The sequence below is a fragment of the Acinetobacter rathckeae genome, from assembly GCF_015627125.1.
Classification (GTDB): domain Bacteria; phylum Pseudomonadota; class Gammaproteobacteria; order Pseudomonadales; family Moraxellaceae; genus Acinetobacter; species Acinetobacter rathckeae.
Genome location: NZ_VTDO01000003.1, coordinates 283,295 through 306,786, shown reverse-complemented (window position 1 = coordinate 306,786; position 23,492 = coordinate 283,295). Strand labels below are relative to the sequence as shown.

The 23,492-nt window shown below is 39.8% G+C and carries 24 protein-coding genes and 1 pseudogene; 4 read left to right on the top strand and 21 right to left on the bottom strand.

From position 1 onward, the window contains the following. Nucleotides 1-2: 2 nt before the first annotated feature. The 21 genes and pseudogenes from I2F31_RS07025 to I2F31_RS06925 all read right to left on the bottom strand — a co-directional run bounded on the left by I2F31_RS07025 (nt 3) and on the right by I2F31_RS06925 (nt 18,382). Complete coding sequence (locus I2F31_RS07025) at nt 3-734, bottom strand: glycosyltransferase family 2 protein (RefSeq protein ID WP_195769396.1); 732 nt, start codon at nt 732-734, stop codon at nt 3-5. Further along, on the bottom strand, nt 731-2,338 hold the full coding sequence (locus tag I2F31_RS07020; RefSeq protein WP_195769397.1) for an AMP-binding protein: 1,608 nt from the start codon (nt 2,336-2,338) through the stop codon (nt 731-733). The genes I2F31_RS07025 and I2F31_RS07020 overlap by 4 nt, the downstream gene beginning before the upstream one ends. Then, nucleotides 2,325-2,882 (bottom strand): COG4648 family protein, encoded by a 558-nt coding sequence (locus I2F31_RS07015; protein WP_195769398.1) that lies wholly within the window; start codon nt 2,880-2,882, stop codon nt 2,325-2,327. The genes I2F31_RS07020 and I2F31_RS07015 overlap by 14 nt, the downstream gene beginning before the upstream one ends. Continuing rightward, the gene (locus I2F31_RS07010; protein ID WP_195769399.1) at nt 2,870-3,127 is read right to left on the bottom strand and encodes an acyl carrier protein; all 258 of its coding nucleotides are present in this window, start codon (nt 3,125-3,127) and stop codon (nt 2,870-2,872) included. The genes I2F31_RS07015 and I2F31_RS07010 overlap by 13 nt, the downstream gene beginning before the upstream one ends. Before the next feature lie 10 nt (nt 3,128-3,137). Continuing rightward, entirely contained in the window at nt 3,138-3,398 is a 261-nt protein-coding gene (locus tag I2F31_RS07005) for a phosphopantetheine-binding protein (protein ID WP_195769400.1), read from the bottom strand. Further along, nucleotides 3,358-4,179, bottom strand: a pseudogene (locus I2F31_RS07000) (lysophospholipid acyltransferase family protein). The gene I2F31_RS07005 and the pseudogene I2F31_RS07000 overlap by 41 nt, the downstream one beginning before the upstream one ends. Then, complete coding sequence (locus I2F31_RS06995) at nt 4,164-4,793, bottom strand: beta-ketoacyl synthase chain length factor (protein ID WP_323127564.1); 630 nt, start codon at nt 4,791-4,793, stop codon at nt 4,164-4,166. Before I2F31_RS06995 ends, I2F31_RS07000 begins: the two are co-directional and overlap by 16 nt. Nucleotides 4,794-4,919: 126 nt before the next feature. Further along, complete coding sequence (gene der / locus I2F31_RS06990) at nt 4,920-6,329, bottom strand: ribosome biogenesis GTPase Der (RefSeq protein WP_195769401.1); 1,410 nt, start codon at nt 6,327-6,329, stop codon at nt 4,920-4,922. A 3-nt stretch (nt 6,330-6,332) separates the two neighbouring features. Beyond that, complete coding sequence (bamB, locus tag I2F31_RS06985) at nt 6,333-7,487, bottom strand: outer membrane protein assembly factor BamB (RefSeq protein WP_195769402.1); 1,155 nt, start codon at nt 7,485-7,487, stop codon at nt 6,333-6,335. After that, complete coding sequence (locus I2F31_RS06980) at nt 7,488-8,192, bottom strand: YfgM family protein (protein WP_195769403.1); 705 nt, start codon at nt 8,190-8,192, stop codon at nt 7,488-7,490. Nucleotides 8,193-8,208: 16 nt separating this feature from the next. After that, nucleotides 8,209-9,510 carry a histidine--tRNA ligase gene (gene hisS, locus I2F31_RS06975; protein ID WP_195769404.1) on the bottom strand — a complete coding sequence of 434 codons (1,302 nt, stop codon included), beginning with the start codon at nt 9,508-9,510 and terminating at the stop codon, nt 8,209-8,211. Then, nucleotides 9,507-10,625, bottom strand: coding sequence for a flavodoxin-dependent (E)-4-hydroxy-3-methylbut-2-enyl-diphosphate synthase (gene ispG / locus I2F31_RS06970; RefSeq protein WP_195769405.1), 1,119 nt, complete (start codon nt 10,623-10,625; stop codon nt 9,507-9,509). Before ispG ends, hisS begins: the two co-directional genes overlap by 4 nt. 24 nt (nt 10,626-10,649) lie before the next feature. Beyond that, complete coding sequence (locus I2F31_RS06965) at nt 10,650-11,435, bottom strand: helix-turn-helix domain-containing protein (RefSeq protein WP_195769406.1); 786 nt, start codon at nt 11,433-11,435, stop codon at nt 10,650-10,652. Continuing rightward, on the bottom strand, nt 11,426-12,226 hold the full coding sequence (gene pilW, locus I2F31_RS06960; RefSeq protein WP_195769407.1) for a type IV pilus biogenesis/stability protein PilW: 801 nt from the start codon (nt 12,224-12,226) through the stop codon (nt 11,426-11,428). Before pilW ends, I2F31_RS06965 begins: the two co-directional genes overlap by 10 nt. Before the next feature lie 29 nt (nt 12,227-12,255). Beyond that, on the bottom strand, nt 12,256-13,491 hold the full coding sequence (gene rlmN, locus I2F31_RS06955) for a 23S rRNA (adenine(2503)-C(2))-methyltransferase RlmN (RefSeq protein WP_195769408.1): 1,236 nt from the start codon (nt 13,489-13,491) through the stop codon (nt 12,256-12,258). Between the two features lie 120 nt (nt 13,492-13,611). Then, nucleotides 13,612-14,043: a nucleoside-diphosphate kinase gene (ndk, locus tag I2F31_RS06950; protein WP_195769409.1), complete on the bottom strand. Its 432-nt coding sequence runs from the start codon at nt 14,041-14,043 to the stop codon at nt 13,612-13,614. A gap of 109 nt (nt 14,044-14,152) precedes the next feature. Further along, the gene (gene iscX, locus I2F31_RS06945; RefSeq protein ID WP_195769410.1) at nt 14,153-14,353 is read right to left on the bottom strand and encodes a Fe-S cluster assembly protein IscX; all 201 of its coding nucleotides are present in this window, start codon (nt 14,351-14,353) and stop codon (nt 14,153-14,155) included. Nucleotides 14,354-14,395: 42 nt separating this feature from the next. Then, a complete protein-coding gene (locus tag I2F31_RS06940; protein WP_228285134.1) occupies nt 14,396-14,926 on the bottom strand; it encodes a phosphatase PAP2 family protein in 531 nt (176 codons plus the stop codon). A gap of 189 nt (nt 14,927-15,115) precedes the next feature. Then, the gene (gene ilvC, locus I2F31_RS06935) at nt 15,116-16,132 is read right to left on the bottom strand and encodes a ketol-acid reductoisomerase (RefSeq protein ID WP_195769412.1); all 1,017 of its coding nucleotides are present in this window, start codon (nt 16,130-16,132) and stop codon (nt 15,116-15,118) included. Between the two features lie 28 nt (nt 16,133-16,160). Beyond that, on the bottom strand, nt 16,161-16,652 hold the full coding sequence (ilvN, locus tag I2F31_RS06930) for an acetolactate synthase small subunit (protein WP_195769476.1): 492 nt from the start codon (nt 16,650-16,652) through the stop codon (nt 16,161-16,163). A 2-nt stretch (nt 16,653-16,654) separates the two neighbouring features. After that, a complete protein-coding gene (locus I2F31_RS06925) occupies nt 16,655-18,382 on the bottom strand; it encodes an acetolactate synthase 3 large subunit (protein WP_195769413.1) in 1,728 nt (575 codons plus the stop codon). Between the two features lie 473 nt (nt 18,383-18,855). Between I2F31_RS06925 and I2F31_RS06920 the strand changes: the two genes are divergently transcribed. From I2F31_RS06920 to holA, 4 genes are all read left to right on the top strand, one after another. Further along, nucleotides 18,856-19,161, top strand: coding sequence for a DUF4124 domain-containing protein (locus I2F31_RS06920; RefSeq protein ID WP_195769414.1), 306 nt, complete (start codon nt 18,856-18,858; stop codon nt 19,159-19,161). 112 nt (nt 19,162-19,273) lie between these two features. Then, a complete protein-coding gene (gene leuS, locus I2F31_RS06915) occupies nt 19,274-21,892 on the top strand; it encodes a leucine--tRNA ligase (RefSeq protein ID WP_195769415.1) in 2,619 nt (872 codons plus the stop codon). A gap of 12 nt (nt 21,893-21,904) precedes the next feature. Further along, on the top strand, nt 21,905-22,417 hold the full coding sequence (locus I2F31_RS06910; protein WP_195769416.1) for an LPS-assembly lipoprotein LptE: 513 nt from the start codon (nt 21,905-21,907) through the stop codon (nt 22,415-22,417). Between the two features lie 21 nt (nt 22,418-22,438). Next, nucleotides 22,439-23,425, top strand: a complete 987-nt coding sequence (holA, locus tag I2F31_RS06905) for a DNA polymerase III subunit delta (protein WP_195773635.1) — start codon at nt 22,439-22,441, stop codon at nt 23,423-23,425. Nucleotides 23,426-23,492 lie beyond the last annotated feature (67 nt).

The following is a 23,492-nucleotide window of genomic DNA, read 5'->3' as shown; positions in this document are numbered from 1 at the left end:
GTCTAACCTTTTATGTGATGACGCAATAATTTAGGTAAACGAGCAAGCATGCCAAAAAAAAGTGATGTGTGCATTTTGGTTAACTCAACATTATCATCCCACACTTTAAAATGTGAAATGCCATTTTCAGGATAAATGACCTCTGTTGGAATATTAATAACTGGTGTTCCGTCCCATTTTAAATACACCAATATTTCACTATCAAATCCCATACGTGGGCGTAGCCGATACCTATTCATAATGCTTAAACTGGCATCAATCGGATACACTCTAAAACCGCACATACTGTCTTTAATGTCTAAAGACAACGTATTAATCCATACCCAAATATGCGTGGCATAACGTCCATACAAACGTTTTTTAGGTACAGAAGCATCAAACTTCGGTTGTCCAATCACCATTGCTGTAGGGTTTTGCTGTGCTGCTTCTAAAAATTTAGGAATATCTTGCCAGCAATGTTGTCCATCCGCATCGAGTTGTAATGCATGGCTATAGCCCAAGCGTGCGGCTTGTTTTAAGCCACTCATAACCGCCTGCCCTTTACCCAAATTTTGAGCATGTTCAACTAATATCACAGACTGATGTTGAGCAATACTTTGTAATATTTGTGATGTTTCAGGGTTACTGCCATCATTAACAACAATAATGTCATGATTAAAACTTTTTAAATGATCAATCAACTCATTTAAATAATGTGGATGATTATAAACAGGAATAATAAAGACCATTTTCATGATTGACACTCATATACCAAACGGCCTGAAGCCAATGTTTTATCATTGATACGTATTTTAAAGCTGACTTTTTCTTCCTTTCTAGATAACGTCAATACAATCACCTGATTTGGCTGAATGACCTCTTGAAACTTGAGTTGCTCATAGCCACAACACCAATTTAAATCTGACCAAATTCGCTTTGCAAAATAGTCAACAAATGCAATTTGACCTACACCAGGATAAATAGGATAATTTGGGAAATGACCTTTAAAACACACCAAATCGGCCATAAATTCTAGTTCAAAACAATACTGATCTTGCTCTGTATATTCAGATAAAATCACTGGATATAAGTTTGTATCAAAGAGTGCTTTTAAGTTTTGGCGATTTAACTTTGACTGGCTATTTATAGGCATTTTAGATAAAAACCTCCAACGGCGAGGGATTGCAATTTTTTCAAGCAAACCATCCAACTCTTTTTTCAAACCAGCTACCAAGCCTGCTTTCGGCACTGACTGAAATGCTTCAGATAAAACTGCAACACAAGCCAACATTTGCCGTTGCTCATGTTCGACCACCAATACATGACATTGCTCAATTTCATCAAGTTGTAAAATGGCTTGTTCTATTGAATCTAAACTTAAACGCTTTTCTTCAAGTTTAATAATCCGATCTGCACGACCTAATAACTTAAAACATTGATCTGGAAATACATCTACACGATCACCAGTAAGTACCCAATCGGTGCTCATCGCGTGCATGCTACGCACATGAAGCTGTTGATCTTCAAGAACACCAATGTCTACACCTTGAAAAGCACGCCATAATGCATCATCACATTTTTTATAAGCAATTCCACCTGTTTCAGAGCTACCTAAAATTTCACTAATATCTACATTAATACCTGCTCGAATACCTGTGTCTAACTTTCCACCTGACGAGAAAATAGATGCACATGCAATTAAATCAATATCCGTTGACCAACGTTTTAACAATGCAGGACTAGAAACCAGATGGTTATCAAGATCTTTTTCAACTAATTTATGCTGTAGCTGAGTCACATACTCAGGATAAAGTAATTGCTCACGATAAAAACTTCGACCCGTAACTAAAGGCCATAATAATTTAAACAACAACCCATAAATATGCTGATGACTGACTGTTGCAATCGCTACACTTTGTTTAGGTAAAGAAAAATGTTGCTCCAAACATACAACTTCATTCAAGAGCTGTTTTAAATTTCTCACAATCTGCTTTGGCTGACCTGTAGACCCCGAGGTAAAGAAAACAATTTTAGACTGCTCTAATAATTCAAAATCTATAGACATAAACTGCTGAGAAGGTTGTCGCTCAACAAAACATACGCCTTGATCTTTTAATTGTTGTTCTAAAGTGGCAATACGATTTGGCGGTAAAATCAAAGTTTTGCCTGCCGTAAGCACCGCAAAAAACAAAACTAAAAAGTCATAGCTATCCGTTTCCCACAGTGCCATTTCAGCCGATGGGTTTTTAGATAAAATACCTGCTTGTTGCTCAACATCTTGCCAAAATTCAGAAAATGTAATGGGGGCTAAAAGACTATCCCAACATAAAATGTGATTCGCGTAATCAATATGATTCATTATGAATTTTCTGTTGCCTTTTGCGGAAGATCCATTCACCAAGCAACAGCACCCCCATCATTAAATAAGAAATAAAACCGTTATATAAGACCCAAACCTGTATAGGGAAAAAAAAGACTGTACACAGTGCCAAAACCGCATTGAGTGCAAAAAAAATGCACCATACAACTGTCACTTTTCTCGTCCATATTACCCCTTCTACAGGAAGTGTTGGCTCAAAAACACGAGCAAAACGCTCTATCATTGATGGTGGTTTCCATAACGTATAAGAAAACACACACAGTGCACCAAGGCTCATCACTACTGGATAAAACTTAAGCCCTAAAGTCGATTGGAACACCAAGCTTAAACCACCACAAATCACTGCAAGCCATGTTAAAGGCCACAGCAGATTATTCTTTTTTTGTACAACAACACGTAGTACACCTAGAACCAATAACAACACACTCACCTGCCACACATAGCCATGCGACAAACACCAACCCATTAAAAATGGGTAAAGTGCCAAGAGAATGCCAGTTAAGACAGGAACTATGCCTCGCATTCAGCAGACATTTTTTGTATGACCAACACAACATCATGTACGGTTCTGACATTCTTAAAATCTTCGGGCTGAACCATTTTCCCCGTCAAATTCTTGATTTTTACAACCAGATCAACAGCATCAATACTATCTACATCTAAGTCAGTATATAAATTAGAATCCATATTGACTTTACTTGGTGGAATTTCAAACAACTCATCCATCCACTCACGTAACTGATTTAAAATATACTCTTCTGTTAACATAATAATATCTCTAACATGTGCCTTTTTGTTCAACCAGCTCTACTAATGTATTAATAGATTGAAAATATTTTTTAGTATCTTCTGATTCTGCATTTAAATGAATGTTATAACGCTTTTTCAGAGCAAGCCCCAACTCCAAAGCATCTATAGAATCTAAGCCTAAACCCTCATTAAAAAGGGGTGCTGCATTATCAATATCATCTACGCTTATATCTTCAAGCGCTAAAACATCAATAATCATTTGCTTTAATTGTGTTGCAAGACCACTCATTACTTAGATAACTCTTGATTAAAAAATTGATAAAGATATTGGTTTAAAAGACGTACATTTTTTGGTGTCACCTCAAGCTGAGGAACAACATCTTGAACGTAAATTGGATCCAATACACGAATAGAAATATGAAAAGGCCGATCAGGAATGTGATACCACTTTTCATTTTTGCTGAGTGTCGATGGATTACATGTAATCACGACAGGGCGAATAGGTACATTTGCACGCAATGCAATATTTGCCGCCCCCTTTGGAAGTCATTGATTTTCTTTTCTTTTATTGTTCGTGTTCCTTCAGGAAAAATGACCAATGATGCAGCATTGTCTTCATGTAACCGTGCCACACAATCATTCATAAATTGCTCAGAACCTTGATTCAATATATAGTTTGCATTGGTCACAGGGCCTGCTGTGAAAATATTTTTCCATAAGGCTTGTTTCACCACACAATTTGCCCGCTCCATTAAACCAATAATTAAAACTACATCAATTAATGTCGGGTGATTTGCAATGACTAATTCTTGTTGACTCTCTTTGAGTTTATCTATTCCCTCAACGTCATAGGTCATAATGCCAAGCTTCACCATCATTTCCACAAAATGATAAAAGCTTTGTTTAATCACCGTTTGGGTCACAGCAACCCTTTCTTGTTTATCTAATTTTTTTAGCTTAAGTATTGGCCCTAACAAAGTACCAATCGCAACACCACCCACACCAAAACTGAAGCCTGTTGCGCCAACACGCCAAACATAATTTAATTTTTTCTTTAACACCTTTCCCAGACTCCCTGATTGGACTGTAGTAAGGATTTATCTTCCCAAAAAGCGTCAAATTCAACCGTATTGTTATAAGGGTCTAGAACACTTAACTTATCTACATTTAAAATAATATTTGGTTGTTCTAAACTCACAATACCTGCAAGTGCAAATGATTCAAAAGTATCTAAGTCTACATATACATCTGGAATAGGTGCATCATAATAAACAATCAGTGCTTTACTTGCGCATGGTTGGGTTTTTAAAAATGCATATGCTTCAACCACAGCCTCAGGCCATGTTGCACTTAAACTGGTAGATATTGTGTGATCATTTCTTAAAATAGAGTATAAGCCCGATATTGCATTATGCACAGATACTGAAAATTGAGTCGGTGACGGTGTTTCGCCTTGTAATACATCTTGTAAAATTGCAAGTGTTTTGGCCTCATCTCCAAATCGAGAAGCCCAAACAATATAGTCTACTTTATTATTAGATAAAGCATTGAATGCACTATTTAATGCCAATTTGGCAAGTGGAGAGAGTCTACGGCGTTGCATGGCTGGAATTTTTTCTAATGCATCAAACTTTGATGTCGCAACACTTCTAAATAGTTGCTCAACTTGCAACTTTAAGTTCACATTTAATCCATACTTAATAAAAACTTAATTATAACCAAATCACTACAGATACAAAAACAATACGAACATTTTTTTTGTAAAAAAAACCAAGCGATAGTGCTTGGTTTTTGGAGACTGCAAAAAAAATTAACGTTTAAATTTCTTTTCAGCCTTTTTAAAGTTTTGTACATAACGACGACGACGCGCAGCAACACGCTCATCTATTTGAGATTTACGACCTTCAAATGGATTTTCAGACGTCTTAAACTCAATTCGAACAGGTGTACCTTCGAGCTTATATACCTTACGAAATACATTCTCTAAGTAACGACGATAGTCCGCTGACGTTTTATCAACTTTATTACCATGAATAACAATCGTAGGAGGGTTCTGTCCACCCATATGAGCGTAACGCATTTTAATACGACGACCATTCACCATTGGTGGTTGGTGCTGATCTGTTGCATCATTTAAAATTTGCGTGAGTTTAGAAGGAGATACTTTTAAATTTGCAGACTCATACGCACGATGAATCGATGGATATAAATCACCTACACCAGTACCATGAAGCGCAGAAATCAAATGTACGCGTGCCCAAGGAATAAAACCAAAACGACGCTCTACATCAAGTTTAACCTGCTTACGGTCATACTCAGACATATTGTCCCATTTATTAATGGCGATCACCATAGCACGGCCTGCTTCTAAAGCATAACCAATCAAGTGAAGATCTTGTTCAACAATACCCTCACGTGCATCAATGACCATTACCACAACATGTGCATCTTTAATGGCTTGTAAAGTTTTTACAATCGAAAATTTTTCAATTGTTTCATCGACTTTACCTTTACGACGTACACCCGCAGTATCAATTAACGTATATTTACGCTCATTTCGCTCATAAGGAATATATACAGAGTCGCGTGTTGTACCAGGCATATCAAAGACAACAACGCGGTCTTCACCCAACAAACGGTTAACCAGTGTTGATTTACCCACATTCGGGCGACCAATCGCAGCTAGACGTAAACCAGTTTGTTGGTCAAGTACATCTGTGTCTTCATCTTCTGGAATATCTTCTAAGATATCCTCGAGCATCTGCGCAACACCACGTCCATGACTTGCAGCAACATGTATCGGCTCACCAAAGCCGAGTTGATAAAACTCAACAACAGCGGCTTCAGCATGTACACCATCAACTTTATTGGCAACCAAGTACACTTTTTTACCAAGTGTTCTCAGCTCACGTGCAATTTGCTCGTCAGATGCTAATAGTCCTGCACGTGCATCTACAACAAAAACAATGATGTCCGCTTCATTAATTGCAGTTTTAGACTGCTCAGCCATATAGGCATCAATACCTAGCTCACTTTCACCTATACCGCCCGTATCTACAACAATAAAGGATTTATTATCATAGGTTGCATCACCGTATTTACGGTCACGTGTAAGACCAGCAAAGTCTGCAACAAGAGCATCTCGACTTTTGGTAATCTGATTAAATAATGTCGACTTGCCGACATTAGGACGCCCAATCAGCGCAATTACGGGTTTCATAAGTTAACGGTTCTGCCAAACGCTTAATGCGCCCTTTTGTGTTGAAACATAAAGTTGGTTGTCTACAACACGCAGTGAAGTCACTTCACCCTTGGTTGTTGAACGACCTGTGATTTTTCCTGTGGTTGGGTCAATGAGGCTAAGTGCACCATCAAAGTCACCCACAACAAGATCTGAACCCAATAATACAGGGTTACTTAAATTACGATGTAATAGTTGATCATTTTCCCACAGTTTTTGCCCTGTAAGCAATCCGTAAGCAATGACTTTACCATCTGTGGTAGTGATATATATTGCATCACGCGTTACTTCTGGACGTTTATTGCTACTTGCATTGTCTGTCCAAACCACTTGTTGCTGCTGTAAGTCTGTTACAGTGACTTGTCCTTGGTAACTTGTGGTCACAAGGAACTGACCCATCATGACAGGGTCGCCATCAATATCGTTAACACGCTGTATATCTGTACGGCCTTCAGCAACAGATACTCGGCGTTGTAATCGTGGTACACCACTCACAACATCTATACCGTAAACATATGAGTTTGCTGTCGCAATAAGTACATTATTCGGGTCGAGTTGAACAGGGGTTGCTTGACCACGTAAGCTCAGTGCTACATTTGGTAGCTTATATGTCCATAACTGCTGACCTGTTGCAACATCATGTGCATAGACATTGCCATCATTTGTTACTGTAATCACACGACCGAGCTGTATATGCGACGGCGTAATAATTGGCCCAGACAATTGTGCTTTCCACAAAATTTTGCCTGTGCTTTGCTCTAAACCAAACAGCTCGCCTTTTTGGTTTCCAGCAATGACTGTACCTTGCCCAACTTCAAGCCCAGCACTCAACACACCAGTTTTGTAAATTTGACTCGACCAAAGCTGTTTATTGCCTTGGAATGCATCAACTGTGCCTTTTTTAGGGTCAATAAAGTAAATAACACCCTGATCTACCGCCATTTGTAAGCGTAAAGGATCTTTTTTATTGCTCGCAGAAACACTATGAGAAAAAACTTGTTGTAAGCTTTTTGCTTGTACCAGTTTAGGCAACGGGTTTGGTTTTATTTTTTCAACCTTAGGTTTATTACTTGAACAGCCAACAAGCGCAACTGCTAAAATAGTTAACGCAAACGGTATTTTAAATTTTTTATGCATTTAAGATTCGTCCACTTGTGTTTTCAAAATTGGAGTTTCAATATGAGGATCATCTACTAAAACACCAACACTTTCGAGTTTTATTTGTAAAATTTGTGGTTGTTGCTTACGTGCAACCGCAGCCTTCCAAGCACTCTCATACGCAATTTTCGCATTTGGTGTATCATTTTTATACACATAAATGTCACCACGTGCTTCATCTACAGTGCCTTTAAATGAATCAAGCTTCACTAAATCAAGTGTTTTTAGTGCATCATCGTATTTTTTATTGGCGATTTGTGCATAAGCCAAATGTAAATTGACCAAAGCCATCAGGCCTTCATCTTTTATCTTTACAGTTTGTGCTTTTTGTAACTCTTTTTCAGCGGCAACATAATCATTACGGTCAGCAAATATTTTTGCCAAAATAAGCTGTGCTTGAATCGCTTGAACAGAGTTAGGATCTTTTTTTACAATTTCATCAGACAAACGCATTAAATTCGTTAATGCAGTTTTATCGCTCAAAGGGGCCACTTGCGCCTGATCCATGAGTTGCTGTACACGAGCTGTTTCATTTTGTGAGTCAACTTGGTTGTTTTTTTGCCAATAATTCCATGCAAAAAAAGCAATCAGTGCTACTAAAATCGCTGTAACGACAGAAGAACCATACTTCTTGCCTAACGATTTAAACTTATCTAACTGTTCTTCTTCTGTGAGTGCGCTCATGTCATGATCCTTACTACTAAACGCGAGATGATGGAAATTGCTGAAGCAAAAATGAAACCACATCAGCCAGCTTAACATCTGTTTGCTCTGCTGTTGCTAATTGCTTAAACGCAACTTGTTGAGCAACTTGCTCTCGCTCACCAAAAATCATGGCATAAACTGCACCTGACTGGTCTGCTTTTTTCATTTGGCTTTTCATACTGCCCTGCGAGCCTACTTTAACACGAATTTTTGCATTGGCTTGCTCTAATTCATCTCGAAGTTGTTCTGCAAACAATAATGCTTGTGCTTGACACTGTGGATCTGTGACTAAAAACACCTCACAGTCGCGTACAGGCTCAGGTGTGGCAAACTGCTCTAATAACAGTAATAAACGTTCCAAGCCCATACCAAAGCCTGCAGCAGGTACAGACTGGTTCGCTTTACCTTTAAGCTGCCCTACGAGTGAGTCATAACGGCCACCACCACACACTGTCGCTTGTGAGCCTAAATGGGTTGTCGTCCATTCAAATACCGTTTTATTGTAATAATCTAAACCACGTACCAGCTTTTGGTTGACAACATATGCGATACCCGCTTGGTCTAAATACCCTCTTAGCGTATTAAAATGCGTCAAAGTTTCTTCTTGCATAAAGTCATGCAATTGCGGTGCTGTCGCTAAAATACGCTGTGTTTGCTCATCCTTTGAATCTAAAATACGTAACGGGTTGGTGGTTAAACGGCGTTGTGAGTCTTCATCTAACTCAGATTTATGTACCGTTAAATAATCAACCAACGCATTTTTATAGGCTGTACGCTCATCAGACTCACCCAGTGTATTGAGCTCAAGTTGCACTTTATCTGCAATACCTAAATGTTTCCACAAACGTGCTGTCAGTAAAATCAGCTCTGCTTCAATATCTGGTGTTGCTACACCAAAGGTTTCCACACCAAACTGGTGAAACTGACGATAACGACCTTTTTGAGGTTTTTCATAGCGGAACATTGGCCCTGTATACCACACACGCGGTGTTGCACCACGCAGTAGGTTATGCTCAAGCAATGCACGGACACAACCAGCCGTTCCTTCAGGTCTTAAAGTTAAAGACTCTGGCGGATTCCCTTTGTCAAAAAAGGTATACATTTCTTTTTCAACAATATCTGTTGCATCACCAATCGCACGCTTAAACAAGCCTGTATTTTCAACCAGTGGCAGACGAATTTGCTGATAGCCGTACGCATCCATTAACGATGCTAAATATACTTCTAACTTTCTCCAAGCTACTGTTTGTGTTGGAAGAATGTCGTTAAAACCTTTAATTGCTACAATTGAACTCATGATGATGAACTACGAATAATTTCTTTGGATTTAGCTTCTTCAAGCTCTTCTACACGTTGACGAACCATTGACTCAATTTCATCAACCAACTGATGTGTATCTATAAGATGGCTTTTATCACCATTTCGGTACACAAGCGATCTCGGGCTCGCTCCAACCACACCAATATCTGCCTCTTTCGCCTCACCAGGCCCATTGACCTTACAGCCAATCACAGACACATCCATTGGTGTACGAATATCTTCTAAACGCTCTTCAAGGGCTTGCATGACTTGAATGACATTAAACTCTTGTCGCGAACAACTCGGACATGCAATAAAGTTAATGCCGTTTGAACGTAAACTCAATGATTTTAAAATATCAAAACCAATTTTAATTTCTTCTTCAGGCTGTGCCGCCAAAGAAATACGCATAGTATCGCCAATACCATCGAGTAATAAGCCACCGAGTGCAATAGCAGATTTCACTGTACCTGTACGGTAAATACCTGCTTCTGTCACACCCAAGTGTAATGGGTTATCAATTTGCTTTGACAATAAGCGGTAAGCATCTAACGTCAAAAATACATTAGAGGCTTTTACACTGACTTTGAACTCATGAAAGTCTAGACGATCTAAAATATCGATATGACGCAGTGCTGACTCAAGCAAGGCCTCACCTGTTGGCTCGCCATACTTTTTTTGTAAGTCTTTTTCAAGTGATCCTGCATTCACCCCAATACGCATTGAAATACCATGATGCCTAGCAGCTGCAACTACTTCACGTATTTTTTGTTCCGAACCAATATTACCAGGGTTAATTCGCAAACAGTCTGCACCATAATCTGCAACAGCGAGTGCAATTTTATAGTCAAAATGAATATCTGCAACCAATGGCACATTCACACGTTTTTTAATGGCACCAAACGCTTCGGCTGCTTCCATAGATGGAACAGACACACGCATGATGTCTGCACCTGCATCAGCACAACGCTGAATTTGTGCAACAGTGGCATCAACATCACAGGTTTCTGTGTTAGTCATGCTTTGTACGCTAATCGGGGCATCGCCACCAACATAAACCGACCCGACACGAATTTTACGTGTTGGTCGGCGTTTGATCGGGTTTACTATCATGGTTACGTTGCTCGACTGTATCTTTTAACGAGATAAACGAAAATCTGCTTTGCCGTTTACGGTATAAGGAGACAATGAAATCGCTTCACCGTTTAAGTTTAATGACACGGCTTTGGCATCATTCAACTGAATTTGGAAAGGCGTCTGACCATTGAGCGTAAGGTCTTGTGTTTGTCGACCTTTCGCAAGGACTTTACCCGTAGAGTCAATAATACTGAGCGAAGTCGGTTCTGAAATTTTAATTTCCAACTTGTCGCCCGACATATCACTGTCTTGGTTTAATGAAAGTACTTGCACATTTGATGGATTTGCAGTTGCTTGCTCTTGTTTCTTTTTGTTAGACCAATTTTGTACCGCAAGCATTGCGACCCAAATGAGTAATGCAATCACGATTAAAACAACTATTCGCTTTAGCCATTTACGGTTACGACCGCTATTCGATCCAGGCAATTTCCCCATAATTTTAATCGGTGAATCATTTAATGCATGTTCAGCATGAAAACCTGTATCGTTTTGATAAATTTCATCAAAACGCTGAATAATCATAGATGCATCAACATTTAAATGCCGTGCATAGGTACGATAATATCCTTTAATAAAGGTCGCTTCTGGTAACGCAGTATATTCATCTTTCTCTAAAGCTTCCAATGTACGCAATGGCATATTTAATGCCAAAGAGATATCAGCCAACTCATATTTTTTTTGAAGACGGACATGGCGCAAATATTCACCAGGACGTTGAATATTCCCTAAATTGTTTGAGGTTGATTGTGTACCTGCCGATTGCTGTGAATTTGGATTTACTTCCATACCGCCTCAGTATTGTACTGTTGTTGCAAATAATTTTGATACTCTTGGCTATCTGGATATTTTGCTCGTAGTTGATTGGCCAAGACCTGCTGGGTAATGTTATCACCATTTGCGTGCGCGATGCGAATTCCTAACCAAAGTGCCACATTCGTTTGGTTATTCATGCCAACAACACGCACATAATTTTGATAAAGTGCTAATGCATTAGGGTATTGTGCTTTCTGATAAGCAATATCTGCAAGTGCTTGATAAGCAAAGTCTGCGTTTGGGTTCACCTTCACTGCACTTTGGTAACTTTGCTCAGCACTAACAATATCACCTAGCTTCTGATAGGTTTTCCCTAATGTCTCAAAAGCTAAAGCACGCTGAGTATACCCTAAAGTAGAGGCTGCAATTTGTAACTCTTTGATTGCATCTTGAAAATGACCCGTTTGATACAAATAAAAACCATAGTTATTTCTAATTTGTGGATCTGCTCGGTCTAAAGCAATCGCTTTTTTAAAATAGCCTTCTGCTTTGGCAACATTTACAGGGCTACCCTCTTGTTGTAACAACACCGCCATCATCATATAAGTTGTCGAGTCAGTGCTGTCTTTTTTAAGCGCTTCATCTAACTCACGCTTAGCCGCATCAATATCACCTGTACGAAGATACTCAGCTGCCATTTGCGTGCGAACTTGAGCAGATTTTTTTGGATCTACTTTAAGTTTATCTCCTGTTGATTGACAAGCTGTAAGCAAAAACACACTAACAGCCACACACCCATGTACTAAAGATTTGATTGCACGCATGTTTTTTCACCATGGCTTTTTATCATTGCTCAACCTTGAGACCGTACAATCTCATTTTGTTGTGCAACTTTCTTTTTCCACTGTTCAGCACGGCGTGTTCGATCTGCCACTTGCCCAACCAACTGGCCACAGGCAGCATCAATATCATCACCACGCGTTTGACGAATGGTGCATACAAATCCTGCATCTGAAAGCACTTTTTGAAATGCCATAATGCGATTACGACTTGAACGACCATACGGCGCATGTGGAAACGGGTTAAAAGGAATAAGGTTGATTTTACTTGGTAACTCTTTCAATAAATTGACCATTTGATGTGCATGCTCAAGTTGGTCATTTACACCATCAAGCATAACATATTCAATCGTGACATGTTTACGTGCACTTTCGTTACCATCTTTTTTAATATAACGCTGTGCAGATGCAATCAGTTGAGCCAATGGATACTTTTTATTAATTGGCACAAGCTCATTACGTAACTCATCATTTGGTGCATGTAGAGAAATTGCCAAAGCCACATCAAGCTGTTCTGCCAGCTTATCAATCATCGGTACAATACCAGATGTCGACAACGTCACACGGCGTTTAGACATACCATACGCAAAGTCATCTAACATCAGTGTCATGGCTTTCACAACAGGTTTAAAGTTGAGTAATGGCTCACCCATACCCATCATCACTACATTGGTGACCGAGCGTGTACGATCAGCAACGGCCACATCTTCCATATAAGACTGGTTAGCAACCCACAACTGACCAATAATTTCGTCTGAAGTTAAATCTCGCTGAAAACCTTGCTTACCTGTCGAACAAAATGAACAATCTAAAGCACAGCCCACTTGCGATGACACACATAATGTTTTACGTGCACCTGTTTTATCATCTGCGGGAATTAATACGGTTTCAACCAAAGACCCAGAACCCTCACCCACACGAAAAACCCACTTACGTGTACCATCTTTCGAGTAGTTACGATGAACCACTTCTGGTGCTTTGACTTCACATACTTTTTCTAATTTTTCTCGTAATTTACCTGAAATATTACTCATTTCGGCAAAGTCGGTCACAAAGTACTGATGTACCCATTTCATGACCTGCCCTGCTCTAAATTTTTTCTCACCAATACTTTCAAAAAATTGTTCGAGCTCTGCACGTGACATGCCGAGTAGGTTGATTTTTGGCGTTGCATCATTGGTCGGCTGATGCAATGTGGCATTATTTTGTTCATCAACCACTAAAGATGAACCAACTGCTTCATGAGCCATGTGTATATTACCTAAACAATATTGAAGATGAGAGAGATGGGCGTGTTGCGAAAAGTGAATGTATGAAAAACAAAAAACCAGATAAGTAGTATACCACTTATCTGGTCACGTTGTCTCAAATTAACGAGTACGTGGGCACACTTCAGTTTGTGCAAAGAAGTAAGATACTTCACGTGTAGCAGATGCTACAGAGTCTGAACCGTGTGCAGCATTTTCATCGATGCTTACAGCAAAGTCTGCACGGATTGTACCAGGTGCAGCTTCTTTAGGGTTTGTCGCACCTAAAATTTCACGGTGAGCAAGAACTGCATTTTCACCTTCAAGTACAGATACAACAACTGGACCAGAAGTCATAAATGCAACGAGGTCAGCAAAGAAACCACGTTCTTTGTGCTCTGCATAGAAGCCTTCAGCTTCAGCTTGAGACAAGTGCTTCATTTTAGTTGCAACAATTTTTAGACCTGCTTTTTCAAAGCGAGCAAAAATATCACCCACGTGGTTTTTAGCAACAGCATCTGGTTTAACAATAGATAACGTACGTTCAACTGCCATGATTAGGCTCCTTAAACAAAAGAAACAGCAAAAATTTTTCGCATTATAACGAGGTCAGTCGAAATAATCAGCTTACAACGTGTAAAATTTCAATTTTTTAACAGTTTTTTTAGTCTGCTTCATCAATCCAAGCCATTTGAATCGCTTCAAGCAAACCTTCGGTTGACTTTGTAGGGTCATCTGAGAAATCTGGTAAAGCACAGACCCATGCATGTAAGTCCGTAAACCGTACCCATTGTGGGTCGATATCTGCATGTGCTTCAGACAATTCAATGGCAATGTCTAGTGTATCTGTCCAACGTAATCCCATGTCTTGCTCACAATCTTTAGTACAAAAAACATTATAAATGATTTACAGCAAAATATGACAATAATAGCCCACCGTCAGTGCTATGACAGCTAAAGCCACACCTAGCAACGCCCCCACCAACACGTCCGTTGGATAATGTAGCCCCAAAATCACTCTAGATAACGCCACCAATACCATAAATGGCAACATCAGATATAAAAGCACTGGAGAAAGGTAACCAAATACAATGGTGGCCAATACCGCATGTAAAGTATGCCCAGATGGAAAACTATAATGATCTAGTGGCCGATCACCCAACACAATGACCTGATGTACTTGGTACGGTCTAGGACGTAAAGTTTTCGTTTTCAGTAATTTGTACAGTGCTGTTGCACAAAAACTCGCACAAGCCAAATAAATAATCTGTTTATAGCCATATTGTTCTTTTAACAACCACACCATGACCAACATCACAAACCAAAATACACCATCACCTAAACGGCTAATCAGCTTAAAAAAAGATGCAACCGACTGGTGTTTTGACCACTGATTTAAATAAATACAACATTGTAAATCAAATGCCAATACTTTCATTTTTAATATATTCAACACAGATTCACCTCTGTTGATTGTGTTTATTTTTATACCCATATTTACTTTTTAAAACACAGCATCAAACCCATAGCATCATCATAAACTAAAACATATGATACTGGCATGACAAAACGTATAGACATAAAAAAACCTGCATATTTGCAGGTTTTTTTATGTCTATACAAAAAATTAGTTTTTGTCTTTATCAATAATTTTATTTGCTTTGATCCAAGGCATCATTGCACGCAATTTATTACCAGTCACTTCAATGCCATGCTCTGCATTTTGACGACGACGAGCAGTCATAGATGGGTAGTTTAAAGCACCTTCTTGAATGAACATTTTTGCATATTCACCAGATTGGATACGTTTAAGTGCATTACGCATTGCTTCACGAGATTGCTCATTGATCACTTCAACACCTGTTACGTATTCACCGTATTCCGCGTTGTTTGATACTGAGTAGTTCATGTCTGCAATACCACCTTCAAACATTAGATCAACAATGAGTTTTAGCTCATGTAGACATTCGAAGTATGCCATTTCTGGTGCATAACCTGCTTCAACCAAGGTTTCGAAGCCCATTTTTACCAACTCAACCGCACCACCACAAAGAACTGCTTGCTCACCAAATAAGTCAGTTTCAGTTTCTTCACGGAAAGATGTTTCGATAATACCAGTACGACCACCGCCGACACCAGACGCGTAAGACAATGCAACATTACGTGCATTACCTGAAGCATCTTGATGAATGGCGATTAAGTCAGGCACACCTGAACCACGTTGGAATTCTGAACGAACAGTATGACCTGGTGCTTTTGGTGCAACCATAATCACGTCTAAATCTTTACGTGGTACAACTTGGTTGTATAACACTGAAAAACCATGTGCAAATGCAAGCGTTGCACCTTCTTTGATGTTTGGCTCAATCACATCACGGTAAAGTTGTGATTGGAACTCATCAGGCGTTAAGATCATAACAAGATCTGCACCTTTTACCGCTTCAGGAACTTCAGCGACTTTCAAACCTGAATCTTGTGCTTTTTTCCATGAGGTAGAACCTGCACGTAGACCAACAGTGACATCTACACCTGAATCTTTCAAGTTCAATGCATGTGCATGGCCTTGTGAACCATATCCAATGATCGCTACTTTTTTGCTTTGGATAATTGACAGATCACAGTCTTTATCATAGAAAATTTGCATGTGTTATCTCCAGTAAAAATCTTTTTAATTAAATACTTAAAACTTTTTCGCCACGTGCGATACCCGACACGCCAGAACGAACAACTTCTAAAATGGTATTTTCTGCGAGTGCATCCATAAAACCATCTAACTTTTCAGTTGTACCCACAATTTGTACGGTATACGTGGTTGGTGTTACATCTACAATCGTGGCACGGAAAATATCCGCAGTACGTTTAATTTCATCACGTGCTGTACCCAATGCTTTCACTTTGATCAGCAACAATTCTCGTTCAATATGTGCGCCATCACTTAGGGCAATTACTTTGACCACTTCAATCAGTTTATTGAGCTGTTTAGTAATTTGCTCGATTTTGTGGTCATCACCATAGGTTGTCAGGGTCAAGCGTGACAATGTTTCGTCTTCGGTTGGTGCAACATTCAATGTTTCAATGTTATAGCCACGTTGGCTGAATAAACCAACTAAACGTGATAACGCACCAGATTCATTTTCTATCAGTACCGAAATAATGTGTCTCATACTCATGCTGTACGTTCCCCTTTGGCTAGCCACATATCTTTCATAGACTGTGCTGGCACTTGCATTGGATAAACATGCTCGTCGTCTTCAACCAATACATTAATGAAAACACATTTATCATGAATAGCCATGGCTTCTTGTAGCTTTTCTTCTAGCTCATCTGCGTGAGTGATATTAATCGCAACATGACCATAGGCTTCCATTAACTTACTAAAGTCTGGTAAAGACTTCACATAAGACTGCGAGTGTCTGCCTTCGTAGTTCATGTCTTGCCATTGGCGAACCATACCCAGTGAGCCATTATTTAAGCACAAGATTTTGACATTGATGTCGTACTGCTTACATGTTGAAAGCTCTTGGATACACATTTGAATTGAGCCATCACCTGTCATACAGACCACTTGTTGCTCTGGAAATGCCAACTTTGCACCCATCGCATAAGGTAAGCCGACACCCATTGTGCCTAAACCACCTGAGTTAATCCATTGGCGTGGTCGGTCATATTTATAATATAGCGCACTAAACATTTGGTGCTGACCTACATCAGAAGTAATAATGGCTTCGCCATGTGTCACTTTATATAACGCTTCAACCACTTGCTGTGGCTTCATGTTGCCATTTTGAGCAGGTTCATAGCGTAAACCATGATGCCCACGCCATACATTAATCTGCTCCCACCAATCACTCAGTGCCTCAGGGTTTGGCTTAGACACATTTAGTTGCTTCAACTGTGCAAGCATTTCTTGCAATACAGGTTGCACCGCACCCACAATTGGAATGTGTGCTGAAATAGTTTTCGAAATAGTTGCAGGATCAATATCTATATGAATAACTTTAGCATTTGGGCAGAATTTGCTTGGGTTATTGGTCACACGGTCATCAAAACGAGCACCCACTGCAAAAATCACATCTGCATTATGCATCGCCATGTTGGCTTCATAATAGCCATGCATGCCCAACATACCTAAGAACTGAGGGTCTGTACCTGCAAAACCACCCAACCCCATAAGTGTACTGGTCACTGGGTAATTTAAAAGGTGTGCAATTTCAGTCAAAATATCTGATGCATTGCCTTGTACCAAACCACCACCGGTATAAATCACAGGACGTTTTGCAGTCAATAGCTCATCAACGGCTTTACGAATTTGACCTGCGTGACCACGATACGGCGGTTGATACGAACGCATTTTCACTTTTTCAGGGTAAGTATATGCGAACTTATCTACTGGGTTAGTGACATCTTTTGGAATATCAATCACAACAGGGCCGGGACGGCCACTTGCAGCAATGTAAAACGCTTTTTTTATAATTTCAGGAATTTCACTGGCATGGCGTACTTGAAAGCTGTGTTTTACAATCGGTCTAGATACACCAATCATGTCTGTTTCTTGGAATGCGTCTTCACCAATGAGATGTGATGCCACCTGACCAGACAACACCACCATTGGAATAGAGTCCATGTAGGCAGTTGCGATTGGTGTTACAGTATTGGTTGCACCAGGCCCAGAAGTCACAAGCACAACACCTGTTTTTCCTGTGACACGTGAGTAGGCATCTGCCATATGACCTGCAGCTTGTTCATGGCGTACTAGGTAATGGTTGACTTTATCTTGTTGATACAATGCATCATAAATATGTAGAACAGCACCACCCGGATAACCGAAAACGTGCTCAACTCCCTCGTCCGCAAGTGCACGAACAAGCATTTCACCACCAGAAAGAAGTTCCAACGTGATTCACCCTATTTTTTTGCCGTACTGCAATTACAACACACAATACGATTAATTCTAAATATCCACTGTGCTTTTTTGTGTCAGCACAGCTAAACGGTTTATCTTGCAACAGGAATAATTATGACGCAACAGCAGATTACGCTGAAATCACACATCAGGCTATATAAAATATGCTGGGATAAACACACTTTAAAACATAACAGCTCGGCTAGAGTGCATGCCTATTGCAACTACATTTCTTTGAAGGGTGATCAAATCATGTAAGATAGTGCAACATTTTTGTTGTTTCAATATACAATGTCAAGGCTTAAGCCTCTTTTTCGTAATTATTCTGCAATAAAAACACATACAAGAAAATTTTCCTGCCTTTTATAGTTTTTTAGGGCCAATTTTGGTAATTTTTACCTCAGGCTATATTTCATTGATTGCCTTAATTCTATCTACCCTTTCATACCAGCGTGGTCAGGCTTATGACAAACCCCAAAAAACTTTATAGTGCTTTGCTTACACTATTGTTGACCACCACAGCATATGCACAAGACATTTACAAATGGATTGATGCCAATGGAACCACGCATTACAGCCAAACACCACCACAAAATGCAAAAAAAACCACGATCTTTAAAACGTATGGCCAAACGACCTCATCTGCATCTTCAGCATTACCGCCAGATCAAAATCCACCTAGACCTATAGCAGAAACCATATCGAATAACTCAGCTACAACACCAAACGCTATAGCTGGATCGAATTCTTCCGAAAAGCTACCGCAATGATAAAAGACATGAAAAGATAGACTTTAATCACAAACAAGATTCACTTTTTACCGTATTTTACGCTATGCTGTACGGTAATTTTATAACTTCACCTTGTCGTCGATTAAATTTTATGACTACATCACATATTGATTCAGAATATCAAGCCGGTGCGATTGAACCCCAAGTACAACAAGACTGGGCAAATCGCAAATCTTTTAAAGTTGCAGATACAGTAGAAGGCAAACGTCGCTACATCCTGTCTATGTTTCCATACCCAAGTGGCAAACTACACATGGGGCATGTACGCAACTACACCATTGGTGATGTGATGAGTCGTTATTATCAACTCAAAGGTGAATCCGTACTACAACCTATGGGATGGGATGCATTTGGTCTTCCTGCGGAAAATGCAGCCATTGCCCACAAAGTTGCGCCTGCACAGTGGACATTTGAAAATATTGCCTACATGCGTGACCAATTAAAGAGCTTAGGTTTAGCCATTGATTGGGATCGTGAAATTGCGACATGTACGCCAGAATACTACCGCTGGGAACAATGGCTTTTTGTACAACTCTACAAAAAAGGCTTAATTTATCGCAAATTATCGACTGTAAACTGGGACCCTATAGACCAAACCGTTTTAGCCAATGAGCAAGTGATTGATGGTAGAGGTTGGCGTTCGGGTGCATTGGTTGAAAAACGTGATATTCCAATGTATTACTTCCGTATTACAGACTATGCACAAGAACTTCTTGACGACTTAGACCAACTCCAAGACGGCTGGCCACAACGTGTGCTTACCATGCAACGCAACTGGATTGGTCGTTCTGAAGGCATGGATATTACCTTTCCATCGGCCGACAGCAGTATTTATGAAGATGGTTTAACCGTATATACCACTCGCCCAGATACACTCATGGGTGTGACTTATGTTGCGATTGCAGCTGAGCACCCTATGGCGAAAAAAGCGGCTGAACTTCGCCCTGAATTAAACGACTTTATTGAAGAGTGTCGTCATGGCTCTGTGTCTGAAGCAGACATGGCAACAGCTGAGAAAAAAGGCGTTGCAACAGGTTTATATGTAAAGCACCCTCTCACAGGTGAAGAAGTACCTGTATGGATTGCAAACTATGTACTCATGTCTTACGGTTCTGGGGCGGTCATGGCTGTACCTGCACATGACGAACGTGATTTTGAATTTGCCAACAATTTTGGCTTAGATATTAAACAAGTGATTTCTGTTCATGCAGAAGAAAGCTACGACCCAACACAGTGGCAAGAATGGTACGGTAGTAAAGAAGGCACTCTCATTCACTCTGGTGAATTTGATGGCTTAAACTTTCAACAAGCCTTTGATGCATTTATTGCCAAGCTACAACCACAAGCACTCGCAGATAAGAAAGTACAATTCCGCTTACGTGACTGGGGTGTTTCTCGTCAACGTTATTGGGGTTGCCCAATTCCAATGATCAATTGTGAATCATGTGGTCAAGTGCCTGTACCTGAAGAACAATTGCCTGTGGTATTACCAACAGATGTGATTCCAGATGGTTCAGGAAATCCTTTGGCCAAAATGCCTGAGTTTTATGAAACAACATGCCCAAATTGTGGCGGTGCTGCCAAACGTGAAACAGATACCTTAGACACTTTTGTAGAGTCATCTTGGTACTATGCACGCTATGCATCACCAGATTTCGCTGAAGGCATGATTAAGCCAGAAGCGGCACAAACATGGTTGCCTGTGACGCAATATATTGGTGGCGTTGAACATGCCATCTTGCATTTATTGTATGCACGTTTCTTCCATAAACTCATGCGTGATGAAGGTGTTGTTCAAGGCAATGAACCGTTCACCAACTTGCTTACGCAAGGCATGGTATTGGCAGATACGTTCTACCGTGAGGCTGCAGATGGCAAAAAAACATGGTTCAACCCTGCCGATGTCACTTTAGAACGTGACGAGAAAGGCCGTGCAATTTCTGCGATCTATAAAGAAGATGGTCAGCCTGTTGTGATTGGTGGCCAAGAAAAAATGTCGAAGTCGAAAAATAACGGCGTAGACCCGCAATCAATTATTAATCAATATGGTGCAGATACAGCCCGCGTATTTACCATGTTTGCTGCACCACCTGATCAATCACTTGAATGGTCAGATGCAGGTGTTGAAGGCTCAAACCGTTTCTTAAAACGTGTATGGCGTTTAACCACGACATTCTTAGAGAAAAATGTTGAACATGTTGCACTTGATACTGCAAACTTAAGCAAAGAAGCGCAAGACTTACGTAGAAAAACCCATGAGACCATTGCCAAAGTTGCAGATGACCTTGAACGCCGTCATGCATTTAACACCGCAATTGCTGCTCAAATGGAGTTCTTAAACAGTATTGCGAAGTTCAATGCAACATCAGCGCAAGATTTTGCAGTAGAACGTGAAGCGATCGTGAGCTTACTCACGCTACTTGCCCCATTTGCACCGCATTTGAGTCAAACCCTATTGGCTCAATTTGGCATTGATTTAACCAAGCATCAATTCCCAGAAGTTGACCAACAGGCCTTAACTCGTAACGTGCAAACGATTGTGGTACAAGTCAATGGTAAGTTGCGTGGTAAACTAGAAGTTGCAGTTGGTTTATCAAAAGAAGATATACTTGCTCAAGCCAAAGCACTACCAGAGGTTCAACAGTTCTTAACAGGTCCAACGAAAAAAGAAATTGTTGTACCAAATAAATTGGTTAACTTAGTTGTATAAAAAGGAAAAAGCATGCACTTAACTCATCGTTTAGCAGCTGTCGTTTTAACTTTAGGTTTAAGTGCAAGCTTGGTCGGTTGTGGCTTTCACCTTATAGGTAAAGGCCCGTATGTAGCACCTGTTGCATACAACAACATGGCACTCAGTTTACCAACCAAAGCCAATGCCCTTGAAGAAAAACTCATTGTCTATCTTACGGGCAATGGCATACACGTCACTACAAACGCCAGTCAGTACACATTACGCGTTTTAGACTACAACTATCGTCGTCAGAAACTTAGTGGTCGTGTGGCTGAGGTCATTTTGCAACTCAATGCAACATTCCAAATTGAAGATAAAAATGGCAAGGTAATTACTCAACCTCGAACAGTAAGTAGTGTAAAAACCTATCAGTACAATGTGGCAACCGTAAACGTAGATGACAACGAAGAAAGCTATTTAAAAGATATTTTGGTGGATGATGTTGCACAACAAATGGCTCGCCAAATTGCAACTAATCGTTTACCCACCGTTACCGCTAAGTAATTTAAGCATTCTTGTCTCATTATGAAAATTGACTATTTCCAAGCACTCAAACACAGCCAAAATGCCTTGGGTGCTTGGATTTTACATGGGCAAGAACCACTTTTAGAACAAAATTTACTTGACCAGTTTCGTAAGCACTGGCAAAGCCAAGACATTGAAAGACAGCGTTATGACATACAAAATGTCAGTGATTGGAAACAAGTGTTCCAAGCGCTCAATAGCCTATCGCTATTTTCTCAAGCATTAGCGATTGAAGTACATAGTCATATTAAGCCCGATGCTCAAGCACTCAAACAGCTCAAGCTTTTTATTCAAGATCCTCAAGAAAATACCCTTGTTGTGGTCATGCCAAAACAAGACAGTGCAGGCTTTAAAAGTAGTTTTTTTAAAACAGTCGAAGCCAATGGGGTTGTTGTTTCCCTACACTTACCCTACGAAAAAGACCAACAAAATGTACTTGAACTTGAAGCAAAAAAAGTAGGTATTCAACTCGAAAAAAGTGCATGGAAATGGCTTCTTGAACACCATGAGCATAATTTATTGGCTGCTAAAAACAGTCTGATTCGTGTCAGTGACACATTCCCTGAACACAAAAATATTTCAATTGATGAACTACTCAACTGCTTACAAGACCAGTCGCGATATTCGATTTATGATTTAAGCGATGCCTTACTTAAAGCAGACTTTGCTCAATCTGTTAAAATTTATCAGTATTTAGTGGCCACAGATGAGCCTATGAGCTTAATTTTATGGTTACTGAATAAAGAAATGCGCCTTCTCATGCAAATATTTGAAGACCCGCAGTCAGCAACACAACTCGGTATTTGGCAAAATAAAGTCAGAATGTACCAACAAGCAGTGCAACGTTTTCAACCCCATAGCCTATTACAATGGCCTGCCTTACTGTTACATGTAGACCTTGCAATTAAAGGTCATAATAAGCAACCCGCTCATCTGACTGTACTACAAATCATTGCAACTTTATGTGGCAAGCCACTTTTTAATTAAAATAATAATTATTATCAATCTCATTTAAATCATTTTATAATCATCCAACATGTTCACAGTAGATTCA